Annotated in this window: 11 protein-coding genes and 1 pseudogene; 7 read left to right on the top strand and 5 right to left on the bottom strand. The window is 46.2% G+C overall.

Translation table 11 applies throughout. From position 1 onward, the window contains the following. The first annotated feature begins 110 nt into the window (after positions 1-110). Together ANPL_RS01105 and ANPL_RS01100 are read left to right on the top strand one after the other, a co-directional pair. On the top strand, positions 111-761 hold the full coding sequence (locus ANPL_RS01105) for a phosphopantothenoylcysteine decarboxylase domain-containing protein (RefSeq protein ID WP_169192976.1): 651 nt from the start codon (positions 111-113) through the stop codon (positions 759-761). A gap of 26 nt (positions 762-787) precedes the next feature. After that, positions 788-2,134 (top strand): dihydroorotase, encoded by a 1,347-nt coding sequence (locus ANPL_RS01100; protein ID WP_169192975.1) that lies wholly within the window; start codon positions 788-790, stop codon positions 2,132-2,134. Positions 2,135-2,231: 97 nt separating this feature from the next. Here the strand turns inward: ANPL_RS01100 and ANPL_RS01095 are convergent, their stop codons facing one another. Continuing rightward, entirely contained in the window at positions 2,232-2,417 is a 186-nt protein-coding gene (locus tag ANPL_RS01095; RefSeq protein ID WP_236822860.1) for a hypothetical protein, read from the bottom strand. Between the two features lie 354 nt (positions 2,418-2,771). Here ANPL_RS01095 and ANPL_RS04735 point away from each other — a divergent pair. Then, positions 2,772-3,020: pseudogene (locus tag ANPL_RS04735) on the top strand (JAB domain-containing protein); the annotation flags it as partial. A gap of 90 nt (positions 3,021-3,110) precedes the next feature. After that, the gene (locus ANPL_RS04855; protein WP_169192973.1) at positions 3,111-3,407 is read left to right on the top strand and encodes a lipoate--protein ligase family protein; all 297 of its coding nucleotides are present in this window, start codon (positions 3,111-3,113) and stop codon (positions 3,405-3,407) included. A 487-nt stretch (positions 3,408-3,894) separates the two neighbouring features. Here the strand turns inward: ANPL_RS04855 and lipB are convergent, their stop codons facing one another. Beyond that, a complete protein-coding gene (gene lipB / locus ANPL_RS01080; RefSeq protein ID WP_169192972.1) occupies positions 3,895-4,518 on the bottom strand; it encodes a lipoyl(octanoyl) transferase LipB in 624 nt (207 codons plus the stop codon). 90 nt (positions 4,519-4,608) lie between these two features. Continuing rightward, the gene (locus tag ANPL_RS01075; RefSeq protein WP_169192971.1) at positions 4,609-5,307 is read right to left on the bottom strand and encodes a JAB domain-containing protein; all 699 of its coding nucleotides are present in this window, start codon (positions 5,305-5,307) and stop codon (positions 4,609-4,611) included. A 245-nt stretch (positions 5,308-5,552) separates the two neighbouring features. Between ANPL_RS01075 and ANPL_RS01070 the strand changes: the two genes are divergently transcribed. Further along, a complete protein-coding gene (locus ANPL_RS01070; protein WP_169192970.1) occupies positions 5,553-5,837 on the top strand; it encodes a co-chaperone GroES in 285 nt (94 codons plus the stop codon). 51 nt (positions 5,838-5,888) lie between these two features. After that, on the top strand, positions 5,889-7,541 hold the full coding sequence (gene groL / locus ANPL_RS01065; RefSeq protein ID WP_169192969.1) for a chaperonin GroEL: 1,653 nt from the start codon (positions 5,889-5,891) through the stop codon (positions 7,539-7,541). 334 nt (positions 7,542-7,875) lie between these two features. Here the strand turns inward: groL and ANPL_RS01060 are convergent, their stop codons facing one another. After that, positions 7,876-8,598 carry an SDR family NAD(P)-dependent oxidoreductase gene (locus tag ANPL_RS01060; protein ID WP_169193597.1) on the bottom strand — a complete coding sequence of 241 codons (723 nt, stop codon included), beginning with the start codon at positions 8,596-8,598 and terminating at the stop codon, positions 7,876-7,878. 221 nt (positions 8,599-8,819) lie between these two features. Between ANPL_RS01060 and ANPL_RS01055 the strand changes: the two genes are divergently transcribed. Next, the gene (locus ANPL_RS01055) at positions 8,820-11,396 is read left to right on the top strand and encodes an ATP-dependent Clp protease ATP-binding subunit (RefSeq protein ID WP_169192968.1); all 2,577 of its coding nucleotides are present in this window, start codon (positions 8,820-8,822) and stop codon (positions 11,394-11,396) included. Between the two features lie 310 nt (positions 11,397-11,706). Here ANPL_RS01055 and ANPL_RS01050 read toward each other — a convergent pair whose 3' ends face one another. Beyond that, entirely contained in the window at positions 11,707-13,398 is a 1,692-nt protein-coding gene (locus ANPL_RS01050) for a hypothetical protein (protein WP_169192967.1), read from the bottom strand. Positions 13,399-13,500: the final 102 nt, after the last annotated feature.

Here is a 13,500-nt window from a genome sequence, read left to right as displayed (position 1 = left end):
GCTTAAGCGCCCAGTCTACCCAGCGCAAGCAACAAAATTACACATAATTTGCCATGCCGCACTAGTAGCGCTATCATCCAGCTTGTCCCTCAAGAAGCGAGATATTTTTAGTGGTTCGTGTCCTGATAACAGCCGGCTCCACCAGGGAGCATATTGACCCGGTACGGTACATTAGCAGCAGCTCCTCCGGGAAGCAAGGCTATGCTTTGGCCGAATGCATGGGAAAAATTGGCTGGGATGTAAATCTAGTGTCTTGCTCTCTAGGAATATCTCCCAACTCACAGCTATACCAGGTGTTCAACGTGGTTTCCGCCGCACAAATGTTAGACAAGAGCTTGTCGCTACTTCCCGTAGATATCGCAATCCTCACAGCTGCTGTAACTGATTGGGTTCCTCATTACCATGATAGTAAGCTCAAAAAACATTCGAAAAACTCCATTGAATTGTTGCACAGTCCAGACATAGCCAAGTGCTTAGGTACTGCTCCTAACAGACCTAAACTTGTTATAGGCTTCTGCCTCGAATCCTATAATCTACTAGATGCAGCACGACATAAGCTGGAATATAAGGAATGCGACTGGATAATAGCTAACCCACACTACGTAAAAGAAAATGAACCAGTGATGGGTAGCGACTACAACAAAATATCGATAGTGCGCAAGGATTCCGTGAGAAACTATGAGCTCATGACCAAGGTAGAGGCCGCTAGAGTGATAGTAGAAGAAATAATTGACTACTTAAAGGTGGAAGATTTACTCTAGAGGGGGCGTGGTCTTGCGGTGTTGCAGTGAAATCTGAAGATCAGAGTTGGCATCTCCTGGAAGGTGGACAGCGCACCGGTTACGTCGTGGCGTATATCAACGCCCGGGTGATAGATCCTGAATCTGGAACGGACTGTCATGGCTACTTGCTTACCAATGGTCAGCACATTCTGGGCTTGGGACCAGACGTAATGCCAAATTCCTCCCCTAAGGTTGATGAAGTTGTGGATTGCCAGGGAAATATCCTGATGCCGGGCATGGTAGATATCCATGTGCATCTACGCGAACCCGGGGGCGAACACAAAGAAACCATAGACACAGGAAGTCGTTCAGCAGCCGCAGGTGGTATAACCACTGTAGTTTGCCAGCCCAACACTTCGCCGAGAATAGAAAACTCCACTGTAGCAAATTATTTGAAAAAACGCGCCTTGGAAAGTTCATGCGTTAACATTGAGTTCTACGGCGCGGTAACCAGCTCTAATGACACACTTTGTGACCTGCAATCGCTGCACGATGCAGGTGCATTGGGATTTACTGATGATGGCTCCCCCGTTATGAACGCTTTACACATGAAGCAGGCATTCGAGTGTGCGCGATCCTTGAATTTAGTAGTCGCCCAGCATGCTGAAGACTGCAACCTCTCGAATAAAGGCTGCATAAATGAGGGACATGTTTCCCGGCAACTGGGCCTACGTGGCATCCCAGACATATCCGAAAGTATCATTGTGAGCCGAGACATCCAGTTGCTGCGGGAGGTTCCGGAAGCCCATTACCACGTGTTACATATATCAACGAAAAAAGCGTTGGATGAAGTTCGAGCAGCAAAAAAAGAAGGACTTAAAGTAACTTGCGAGGTTGCGCCACATCATTTCACCTTGAACGAAACTGCCGTACTGGAACATGGGCCTATCGCTAAAATGAACCCTCCACTGCGCACTGAGGAGGACCGCATTAGCATGATATCCGGCCTGAAGGATGGAACCATAGATTGCATAGCTACTGATCATGCACCGCATGCACCCGGGGAAAAGGCCCCTCCTATATCATGCTGCGCATTTGGTATAGTCGGCCTGGAGACCATGTTGCCCTTATCACTGGAGCTGCATTTCAATGAGGGCATGTCGCTACTTGACGTACTTGCTAAGCTAACGAGCAATCCGGCTAAAATTGTCGGCCTCAAAAGAGGTCAACTGCGTGAAGGATGGCCTGCTGATCTGGCAATATTTTCGCTTGAACACCAGTGGGAAATTGACATAGCAAAATTTGCTAGCAAATCCAAAAATTCCCCATTCAATGGGAGGAAAGTGCGAGGCAAGGTACTGAGAACCGTAGTGGCAGGGAAAACAGTGTACTCAGCTGGTAGTGTTGTATAAATCGCGTTCTCCTTAATTATCAGCACTGTAGCACACTCTCCTTTTTTTTCGGAGGCTAACGCATGAATTATCGAAAACAAACCACAGTCAGTCCCGTTTATACCTCGTAAGGATAGTAGAAAACTGTCATCTGCCGCAATATCGGAAGACAGAAAACTTGATCGTCTGTAGCTTTGCAACGTATAAGCGGTAACAACAACTGGATCTTCATTCCACCGTTATCCATATTACCAGTGCGGGACGGCGTACCCGAATTACCAGTAACTACCACTATGACAAACATACCAGAGGCCTGCACGCTACAGCACCTATGATGGAATCTCTGTTGCCAGGCTTCGTCTGGTGACCCTGCGTAATCCAGACAGCTGCTTACATAATGCTCCTTTAAACACCGCACGGATCAATGCTCTGCGAACAGCTAGCAACTGCTTGTGCGTTCCGAATATTGTAAACGCACCTTAGTTAGCTGTTACATAGCTGGCAGCAATACCTGCAACACCTTAACCACATGTGCAATGAGCACTGCTACACATATGCCACCTATATAAGGCGTGCACTCCCCAATAATTCGCTCCCAAAATTTAACCATATAATTCCTGCGACACTCTACAAAATGTAACATGCAGATGAAGTCCAAAACACAGGCACTGTAGATGAAGTACCGCTATATATTCGTGAAGTGGTAAAGAAGGCTTTGCTACATGGTGCTTCGTACATAGTGATATCACATAACCACCCCAGTGGTGATCCCAAACCCTCAGCGGCGGATATTCGCACTACGGAAACGTTGAAAGCGGCCTGTGAAAACATGGGGATTATTTTGGTAGATCATGTGATAGTGACTCCGCAGCGACACTACAGTTTTAAGACCAACGGCTTACTGTGAACTATGACTATAGCTGCACAATACTTGCGGAATTTTGGGTAATATTTAACACTATGAGTTATTCGGGATTGCTTACGGCCATTGCGTACTATGTGTGTTGAATGGAAGACCTCTTGTGGACTTGTAGAGTACAGTGAGGCCTGTACCACTATGATCGAGCGTGTTGACGGGATAATTCGCGGTGACCAAGAGGAACTGGTATGGCTTCTAGAGCACCAGCCCGTGTATACTGCGGGCACCAGTGCCAAGCCAGAAGAATTGCTTGATGGCAGGCTATACATAATTTATAGCCACATATTGCGGATACAACAACCAGTCTTACCTAGACACCAGTCATTGTACTTGCGACGTTATGGCTGCCATGAAGAACACAGACACTGCGCATGAGGTGTATGATATAAAAGCACAGCCGCTGCTTTATGATCATAAATTGTTCCGCTATGCACCACGCAAGAAGCCGAAAGTTCTGATATAAAAGCTGTCCGTTAGCGCAGCGTGCTACCTAGGCAGCCTATGTCGCTCTACATCCCGACAAAACGCAAGCATGTGCCAGTGCTGTAAAAAGCTTTAGCCGCAAGTATGTGAAATACTTCAGCAAAAAACCTGGCACAGTATACAGCTAGCTACTCTCGTCAAACCCAGAAAACTTTTCTCTTGTCTCTCGAAGTGCGCAGTCAAGTGCTTCTTACGTTGTCGCGCTTAAAAGAGGTCCTGACGACATCTATGAAATGCATACGTCTGATTGTTAAAGGCATCAATGTTACCTAAAAGCAACTATCTAAAGTACTGACTAAGACACCACTTATTGTGTGCGCTATACCTGGCTTGATATCCAGTTTATCCGGTCAGTTGACTCTGTTGAGAGTAAGCGTCGCTAAAAAACTTTAGCAAACTCACGTCTAAGAACCTCATCTAACACTTCCATTGATACGTCTTTGCCTAACTTACGCAGTGACGTCACCCCTAAACCTGCCAAACCACACGGTATTATCCCAGCGTAGTGTGAAAGATCTGTACTTACATTTATTGATACTCCGTGGTATGTGACCCACTTACGTAGCCTTATGCCCATAGCTGCAATCTTTTCCGAATGGGCGCCGTTTTTAACCCACACCCCAATGTTTGTTTTATCAAAGTAGCTGTCAACACCTAATGCCACCAAAGTATTTACAATCCAGTTCCCCAAATTTCTGACATACTCGCGAATATTACACTGATCTCTTCTCTTCAGGTCCAGCATGACGTACACCACTCTCTGTCCAGGACCGTGATAAGAATACTTTCCACCACGCGTCGTGTTTAGCACTGGAAATAGGTTGTCATCAAGCAATTCTTCTGGCTTGGCACTGGTGCCCGCAGTATACACGGGCTGGTGCTCTAGAAGCCATACCAGTTCCTCTTGGTCACCGCGAATTATCCCGTCAACACGCTCGATCATAGTGGTACAGGCCTCACTGTACTCTACAAGTCCACAAGAGGTCTTCCATTCAACACACATAGTACGCAATGGCCGTAAGCAATCCCGAATAACTCATAGTGTTAAATATTACCCAAAATTCCGCAAGTATTGTGCAGCTATAGTCATAGTTCACAGTAAGCCGTTGGTCTTAAAACTGTAGTGTCGCTGCGGAGTCACTATCACATGATCTACCAAAATAATCCCCATGTTTTCACAGGCCGCTTTCAACGTTTCCGTAGTGCGAATATCCGCCGCTGAGGGTTTGGGATCACCACTGGGGTGGTTATGTGATATCACTATGTACGAAGCACCATGTAGCAAAGCCTTCTTTACCACTTCACGAATATATAGCGGTACTTCATCTACAGTGCCTGTGTTTTGGACTTCGTCTGCTAGAATGCAATACCGTTTGCCTAGATAAAGCACAAAAAACTGCTCTATACTCGCGTTACCTATTCGGACACGAAAGTAGTCGATCAAGCTTGCCCACTTATCAATGACGGCTCCATTAGCGACCTCGCGCCGAAGTGTTCTAATTATTGCCTGTCTTACACAGATGATCGCCGCTACTGCTGCTTCCCCTACATCCTTTACCTGTCGCAGTTCACCTATATCGGCATAAAGCACCTGTGGTAAACTTCCAAACTTGGAGACAAGTCTCTTAGCCACAGGCTTCAAGTCTATTCTGCTGCGTGCCGAGCATAAAATGAGCTCCAGAATTTCATAGTCCATCACCCCATCACCATCATTGCATATAAGCCTCTGGCGGAGCCTTTCTCGGTGGCCTGATCGCTGTTTTTCCAGTTCCCCAGCGTCCCCTTTGGGCATGAACACGCTACCTAGCTGACTTTTCTAAAGTAATTTAAGCACAGAAAAATTGAATAATTAACCATTTTCGGCAGTCATCAAAACACATAAACAAAGAACGCTTGTAAGGCTGAATACCTGCATGGTTTCGTGTGCAAAATGAAAAAAATGACCTGTGGCACTTGAAATTCAACTTCGTGACTCCTATATACCGCTAGAGTTATTGTGACGTCATGGTAAGTCACTGGTGTTAAGGAGGGTCGTTTATGAATTTGGCTATGTTGCATGATAACGTGTTGGTAGAGGCTTTGGAGGAAAACAATTCAAGTTCTCCCATCCAGCTTCCCGACTCTGCAAAGAAGAAACCTACTAGAGGTAAGGTTGTGTCTGTTGGCCCGGGCGCGAAAAACGATGAAGGAAAGGTTACGCCTATGTCTGTAAAAGTTGGTGACTGTGTATACTACCGTCAGTGGGCTGGCAACGAAGTAGAGTTTGACGGCAAGAAGTTTATAGTGATGAAGGAGAGTGACATAATAGCTAAGGAAGCGTAGTCCGATTCTCCAGTTTTTGGTTCTGTTAGTTTAAAGTTTGAGAGGTTAGAAATGGCAAATACGGTTGTCACGGGTGAGGTGTTAGATAAGTCGATCAGGGAAGTGGTACGAACCCTGGAAGACGCTGTTGGGTGTACTGCCGGACCGAAAGGGCTTACTGTTGCTATTAGCAAGCCTTATGGGTCACCAGAGATTACTAAGGATGGCTACAAGGTAATGAAGAGTATTAAGCCTGAGGAACCGCTCGCTGCGGCTATTGCTAGCATAATTACTCAAAGTGCGTCACAGTGTAATGACAAAGTGGGTGACGGAACTACTACATGTTCGATATTGACTGCAAAGGTTATTGAAGAAGTAGCTAGGGCTAAGGCTGCGGGAGCTGACATTGTTAGCATCAAGAACGGTATACTGAAGGCGAAAGAAGCAGTCTTAACCGCGCTTATGTCAATGAGGCGTGAAGTTGAAGAAGAGGAAATTGCTCAGGTTGCTACCATCTCTGCTAACGGCGATAAGAACATAGGAAGCAAAATTGCTCAGTGTGTGAAGGAAGTTGGTCGTGATGGGGTTATAACTGTCGAAGAAAGCAAGGGATTCAAAGACCTAGAAGTCGAGAAAACTGATGGTATGCAGTTTGATCGCGGTTATCTCTCTCCTTACTTCGTAACCAATGCAGAAAAGATGCTGGTGGAGTTCGAGAATCCGTACATATTCCTAACAGAGAAGAAAATAAACGTAGTACAGCACATTCTGCCGATCCTTGAAAACGTTGCTAGATCCGGCAGGCCTCTGCTCATCATCGCTGAGGATGTAGAAGGAGAAGCTTTAAGCACTCTGGTTCTGAACAAGCTGCGTGGTGGTCTCCAAGTTGCAGCTGTTAAGGCTCCTGGCTTTGGTGATAGAAGGAAGGATATGCTTGGTGATATCGCAGTAATTGCTGGTGCTAAGTACGTCGTGAATGACGAGCTAGCAGTTAAGATGGAGGACATCTCGCTAAGTGATCTAGGAACTGCTAAAAACGTTCGTATCACAAAGGATACAACGACAATAATAGGAAGTGTTGACAGCAATTCTGAAGTTATTGCCAGCAGAACTAACCAAATCAAAGCACAGATGGAGTCCTCCACTTCAGACTATGATAAGGAAAAGCTTAAGGAACGTTTAGCGAAGCTATGTGGCGGCGTTGCGGTTCTTAAGGTCGGTGGTTCTAGTGAAGTTGAAGTTAAAGAACGCAAAGACAGAGTAGAGGACGCATTGCATGCGACTCGCGCTGCTGTCGAGGAAGGTGTTGTACCAGGTGGTGGCGCTGCCCTGCTCTACACATTGTCATCTCTTGATAGCCTAAAGGGTAAGAACGACGACGAGCAGCTTGGTATAAACATCATTCGTCGTGCGGCGTGTGCTCCTATCAAGAGGATAATAAAGAATTCAGGTTCTGAAGAAGCTCCTTGTGTGATTCAGCATCTGTTAAAGCAAAATGATAAGGAGCTTATCTACAACGTTGACACCATGAACTATGCCAATGCGTTCACTTCCGGAGTTATGGACCCTCTTAAGGTAGTGCGTATTGCGTTCGACCTTGCTGTTTCTCTCGCTGCAGTGTTCATGACCTTGAATGCCGTAGTGGTTGACGTTCCTAGTAAGAACGACTCTGTTGGAAACGGTGGTGCTGGCATGGGTGGCATGGGTGGTATGGGTGGCTTCTAAGCAGGCGCTCTGCACCTATGGTGCGTTGTTTTAGCACAAACAGTTTTTGACTGTGCCGGGTGGGTGCTCGTTATTTATGTGTTGCGAAAACCTACCCGGCCAGCAAACTGGGCACCGTTGGGTGCTTATCTGATGCTTTGAGACGTGTAATCGAGCAAATTCCCCACCATAAAACTGCGGCAGAAGAGAGTAAGAAGAAAAAAGAAGACGAGGGGGCGGCCATTTGGAAAGCACGCTGCCAACTGCTTCGTGAAGGCATAAGGTGCCTGCCCATACGTCAGTAACCCTGATATCAAAGCAACCTACTGAAAAAGAGAACTCTCGAGGGCGCTGACTATTCTGAGACAGTCAGCTCATACACTTGACCGGTGGTATTGCACTCATCACTAGCAAGCTCAACAAACTTGTCAGTCAACTGCCTTGGCTGCGGAAGTTTAGTCTGGTCTTGCGCAGGGAATATAGCTGAATAAATACTACTTGCTACAGGACCTGGACACACCATATTAACGCAGAGCTTGCTATGCTTAGTTTCTGCGGCATAAACCTGGACCAATGCTTCCAATGCAACCTTACTTGTAGCGTATGGAGCAAAATATGAATAACTCAACAAGGCCCTTGGCGCTTCGGATGTGACAAAAATCGCCCTACCCGCTTCTGAGTTCTTCAGGAGCGCATCAAACTGGCGAATAAGATGCCAGTTCGCATATAGATTCACCCCCATGATTTCTTGCCACATTGAAACTTCGCATTCTTGCACCGATGCAATACTACCCGCCACAGCAGCTGCAGACACCAAAATATCAAGCCTGCTATATTTATTTTCTATGGACAGGGCCAGACTCTTGATACTTTCCTGGTCACTCAAGTCTATAGCCGCCAGCATTACTTCACCTCCGGACGACTGTATCTCTTCGCAGAGAGACTTCATATTTCCTACATTGCGTGCCGCAAGGACAACACCGGCCCCCTCCCTGGCAAATCTTTCAGCGACCGCAGATCCTATACTGCCTGAGGCTCCAGTAATTAACGCAACCTTACCATGCAAAAGGCCTTCCATCACACTGGCTCGTGCCACCATAAATACAGGTCCGCATGGTACTTCCTCTGCAAAAAGTTGACAAGCAAAATAAGTTCAGCTCACTCAGCTTGACACCACTTGGGAAGTATGTTTTTAGAGGTTTCTACTTGCAGTTCTGCTTTTTACATGGTGTAACCTTTAAATTTTATAAAGTTAATACCTATCTATAGGGATGAGTATGAATATGGGGACGTGTTGCCATGGATTTGAACAAATTTACTGAATCGGCAAAGGGATACATAATGCGCGCTCAGGTATTTGCAATATCCTCAGGGCACCAGTTGCTTTTGCCAGAACACTTGCTTCATGTGATGCTGGAAGAAAAGGGCGGCATTGTTGATGACATATTGTCGTCACTAAGCGTCAATACCAGCACAATGAATACCGAACTTGAACAACACCTAGGTAAGCTACCTGTGGTAAGCGGGTCTGGTAGTGGGCACCTAAGCCTATCAAGAGAAATGGCACGAGTGTTGGAGGAAGCTACCTGCATCGCTAAGAGAAACCAAGACGCTTATGTGACTACTGAGAGGCTACTGCAAGCACTGACGATAGTAGAGAGTAATGTATCGAGAATACTGCAGAACTGTGGTGTTACCCCACAAAAGTTGGGAACACACATAGAAAAAATGCGTGGCGGGTCTAAGGCTGACAGCGCAACCGCAGAAAACAAGTTTGACGCTCTCAAGAAATACACCCACGATCTTACTGCACTGGCTGCCGCAGGCAAAATGGATCCAGTTATCGGACGGAGTGACGAAACCCGGCGACTGATTCAGGTTCTGTCCCGAAGAACAAAAAACAACCCCGCATTGATCGGGGAACCCGGCGTTGGCAAGAGTGCCATAGTTGAGGGGCTTGTGCAGGAAATCGTATCTGGAAATATCCCCCAATGGCTACAGGATGCGCGGGTGCTTTCCTTAGACCTTGCGGCCTTGGTTGCTGGCACAAAATATAGGGGGGAATTCGAAGAACGATTGAAGGCGGTGCTATCACAGATCACAGCATCTGATGGCAAAATTATACTCTTTATAGATGAGCTACACATGCTTGTGGGCGCGGGTTCCACTGGTGACTCTATGGATGCATCCAACATCTTGAAACCCATGCTAGCTAGGGGAGAGCTTAGGTGTGTTGGGGCCACTACTCTTGATGAATATCGCGAAAACATTGAGAAGGATCCTGCACTTGCAAGAAGATTCCAGCCAGTGTTTGTAGCAGAGCCTAGCATCAGCGAAACTACATCTATACTCCGTGGCATCAAGGAAAAATACGAGCTGCATCATGGTATAAGAATCTCCGATGGGGCAATCGTAGCCGCTGCTAACTTATCAAGTAGATACATCCCTGATAGGTTTTTGCCAGATAAAGCAATAGACCTTATTGATGAAGCAGCAAGTCGCGCCAGGATAGAAATAGACAGTAAACCCGAAGTCATCGACGGTATAGAGCGACAAATAATGCAGCTGAAAATAGAAGCTGAAGCTCTAAAAAACGAAAAAACAGATACTGCTGCACAACGGTTGGAAGTCATTGAAAAGGAACTCAAGAGCCTCAGCGCCAAGGCTTGCGATTTAAATAGCAAGTGGCAGGCTGAAAAGGGCAAAATAGCAAAAATGCAAGAGCTAACAGAAGCTCTGGATAGCGCCAGGATAGAGCTTGAGCAGGCTCAAAGAATGGGCAATCTTTCTCGTGCTGGAGAATTGATGTACGGAATTATTCCATCCTTGGAGAGCGAGCTCAAGAAACACGAAGAGGTCGCTGGAACGCTTTTGAGAAAGGAAATTAGCGCCAATGACGTTGCAGCCATTGTTTCCCGATGGACGGGAATTCCTGTGGATAGCGTCTTGAACAGCGAGAAGGAAAAGCTGTTACATATGGAAGAGGCGCTAAAGAAAGTTGTCATTGGCCAAGACAGCGCAGTTGCCGCGGTTAGCAATGCAGTGCGTAGATCCAGAGCCGGAGTCCAGGATTCTCAGCGGCCTATGGGATCATTTCTGTTTCTTGGTCCCACTGGAGTGGGGAAAACCGAACTGACCAAAGCTTTAAGTGAGTTTTTATTTGACTCGCGCTCTGCTCTATTGCGCTTTGACATGTCAGAGTTTATGGAAAAGCATTCTGTGGCAAAGCTTATAGGAGCGCCTCCAGGATACGTAGGGTACGAGCAAGGGGGCCTATTAACTGAGGCGGTACGCAGGCGTCCCTACAAGGTAATTTTGTTTGATGAGATTGAAAAAGCCCATGCCGACGTCTTCAATTTGCTTCTACAAGTTTTAGATGAGGGGCATCTCACTGACAGTAGAGGAAATTTAGTTAACTTCAAGAATACAATCTTGATCCTGACTTCTAATATTGGGCAAGAAATTCTGGTGAATAGTTCAGAGGATTGTAATTCTCCAAAGATAAGACAGACTGTGCTTGAGATTCTCAGCAGATCGTTTAGGCCAGAATTTTTAAACAGGCTAGATGAGATTATGATCTTCAACAGGCTCACTAAAGAGCACATAGAACAAATTGTAGACGTGCAACTCAATCACTTACAGGAAACCATCAGCGATAAAGGAATTTCGATCACTTTGCGCCCTGAAGCAAAGAAATGGCTTGCAGAAAACGGATATGACGAAGTGTACGGGGCACGGCCTCTGAAAAGACTAATACAGCAGAATATTCAAAACCAGTTAGCTCATCTTTTGCTTGAAGATAAAATAGAGGAAGGCAGCGTGCTCGAAGTACACACAGAAAACGATGTGCTAGTGATCAAGCATGTAGGTAAATAGCTGGTTAGAGGAAACATCCAGGTTGCTGCGACAGTCGCGGGGTGGGTTTATGCTCACCCTGTAGCAGCTGCAAGAATATTCTGAAAGAAGACAAATAACCACATCAAAAGTGGTGCTCACATCCAGAAAAAAGCACACCTCTTTTCTCTAAAACGCCCGCGGTATTCCAATATACCATGGCATCACAGAGCTACTATTGCCCTTACACCGCCATCACGCACAACGATCATATCCTAACCGAGAAATAACTTCACGGAAAGGCCATGACCTTTTCTTTATATAATAGAATAGAAGCCTGCAACAAGTTACATCAGCATATAAGTGGCGCTTTGTCGTCATCGCGATCCCAAACCTCCTCACCGGCTGAATAGCTGTCAACTTCGTTTTCACGCACAACAACCCTGGCTGGTTGCTCCATCTCATTGATAACGGGAGACACTTCTCCATCTTGCACATAATCCGGAGCTCTCCTTCTATTGGCTCTGATTGACAATAAGCCAGCAGCAATCAGATTTAATACTCCAAAATTTGATACGGTGTTGCTCAATTGCTCGTTGAGCCAAACAACATCTTCCCATCTCTCGTCCTTGGACATTGCAGTACGCACCCCGTATAAATCCCGCGCTATAGCACCGAAAACAACAACAGATGTAATAATGGACCCGAGGAAAATACAGGTCTGGAACGCTGTTAAGGGGAGAAGAATACTCATCGCAGGAATTTGTGCAACAGCGTACAGCCCCAAGGAAAAAATCAGCAGATTGCCCAAGAAAATCTCGGTATAGAGACACGCTCTATTTGCTACAGCGGCTAACATCTTACGGTTACTATTACGGAACACATTAGAGAGCTGCCAAAACAGTGCAGGGACAATGAATAAAGCATCCGTTATGCGTCGTACTAGTTCATGTACAAATCTCTTCTTCCCGTATTTAAACCCCCTACCTGAAAGCTCCGCCCTGTCGCGAAACAGTGAGCATACGCAATTCACGCAGACAGTAAGAATGCCAAACTTGAGCACAGAACGTGCCACATCATCCGAGATCTCTTCCGGATGCCCGTATTCTTTTGCCCCTATCTCCCAGTAGCAATACACAACTGCTACGGCTAGTATCAAGGACGAAACAATTATACCATTCAGCAGCGCAATGCTCGCGCTATCTGCATGGAGCTTCACGAAAACTATGTGCTTATAAAATTTCTCTAAGACATAGGTGACAGCACTCACTACAAGCACATTGGTCAATAACATGTGCGCAGAGACTGCTAACACCCTTGTCACAGCCATGGCGGTTCTTTTTTTCTTTCTCTGGAAAAAATCACAAAGAAGCGCAAGACACGACGGCAATACTAGAAGATACGAAGTGCTATATATATAAACATCGAAAAATATGTCAGCCCCGTAGCGCTTCCGTTTTCTGCCGTTCTCTCGTATAAGTAGAGGACCACTACGCCCGGTATAACAAACCAGAGCTGGAATGCCGCGGGAGACATCGCTCAGATAACTGCGAGAAAGAAGCGCCTCCACCACGCTGTAGTTCCGAGTCTTGACCATGTCGTATACTATCGAGTACCTAATGGCCAATACAAAACATAACACAGGAAACGCACACATGACTCCAAGAGCCAGGATAGCCAAGTCCCGGTTTGTTATAAAAAAGCCACTGAGAAAGTTGCCATATGTCTTATTCAAAAAGTGCAAGACTTTGATGAATACCAAGCTGAAGGTCAACATACAATGCGACAGCATGAATACCTCCATGCTGATTGCCGCACCTGTCCTTCGCCCTCTCTTGTATAGCTCCTTGGACACAAGGTAGGGTACCAATGGTACCGCACACAATATAGAAGTACAGAGAATGTAGCAGATAAAAATTCGGTTTTTTAAGTCATACTCCTTCTCATCGCCTACAGCGCGAACAACAGGCCCCCTCCTTGCCTCATGCTCAACAGAGGCTGCAACTTCTTCGCTTCCGTTCAAGTTTTCACGAGCTGCCAGCATAACGAAACTAGGAAAGTCCTGCAACATTCACAAGCTGAAAACTCGCCAGCCTGCTGTATCTCATGATACCAATAACAACTAACAATCTCCTAACATCAGAGC

It is taken from the genome of Anaplasma platys, assembly GCF_012790675.1.
GTDB lineage: Bacteria > Pseudomonadota > Alphaproteobacteria > Rickettsiales > Anaplasmataceae > Anaplasma > Anaplasma platys.
Note: the sequence above shows the minus strand (reverse complement) of the source record. Positions and strands in the feature narration are given on the sequence as shown.

Coding starts and splice junctions, on each gene's coding strand:
- groL (WP_169192969.1), top strand. CDS start 5,889: ATGGCAAATACGGTTGTCACGGGTGAGGTGTTAGATAAGTCGATCAGG.
- ANPL_RS01095 (WP_236822860.1), bottom strand. CDS start 2,417: ATGTTTGTCATAGTGGTAGTTACTGGTAATTCGGGTACGCCGTCCCGC.
- lipB (WP_169192972.1), bottom strand. CDS start 4,518: ATGTGTGTTGAATGGAAGACCTCTTGTGGACTTGTAGAGTACAGTGAG.
- ANPL_RS04855 (WP_169192973.1), top strand. CDS start 3,111: ATGTGTGTTGAATGGAAGACCTCTTGTGGACTTGTAGAGTACAGTGAG.
- ANPL_RS01070 (WP_169192970.1), top strand. CDS start 5,553: ATGAATTTGGCTATGTTGCATGATAACGTGTTGGTAGAGGCTTTGGAG.
- ANPL_RS01055 (WP_169192968.1), top strand. CDS start 8,820: ATGGATTTGAACAAATTTACTGAATCGGCAAAGGGATACATAATGCGC.
- ANPL_RS01060 (WP_169193597.1), bottom strand. CDS start 8,598: ATGGAAGGCCTTTTGCATGGTAAGGTTGCGTTAATTACTGGAGCCTCA.
- ANPL_RS01050 (WP_169192967.1), bottom strand. CDS start 13,398: ATGCTGGCAGCTCGTGAAAACTTGAACGGAAGCGAAGAAGTTGCAGCC.
- ANPL_RS01075 (WP_169192971.1), bottom strand. CDS start 5,307: ATGCCCAAAGGGGACGCTGGGGAACTGGAAAAACAGCGATCAGGCCAC.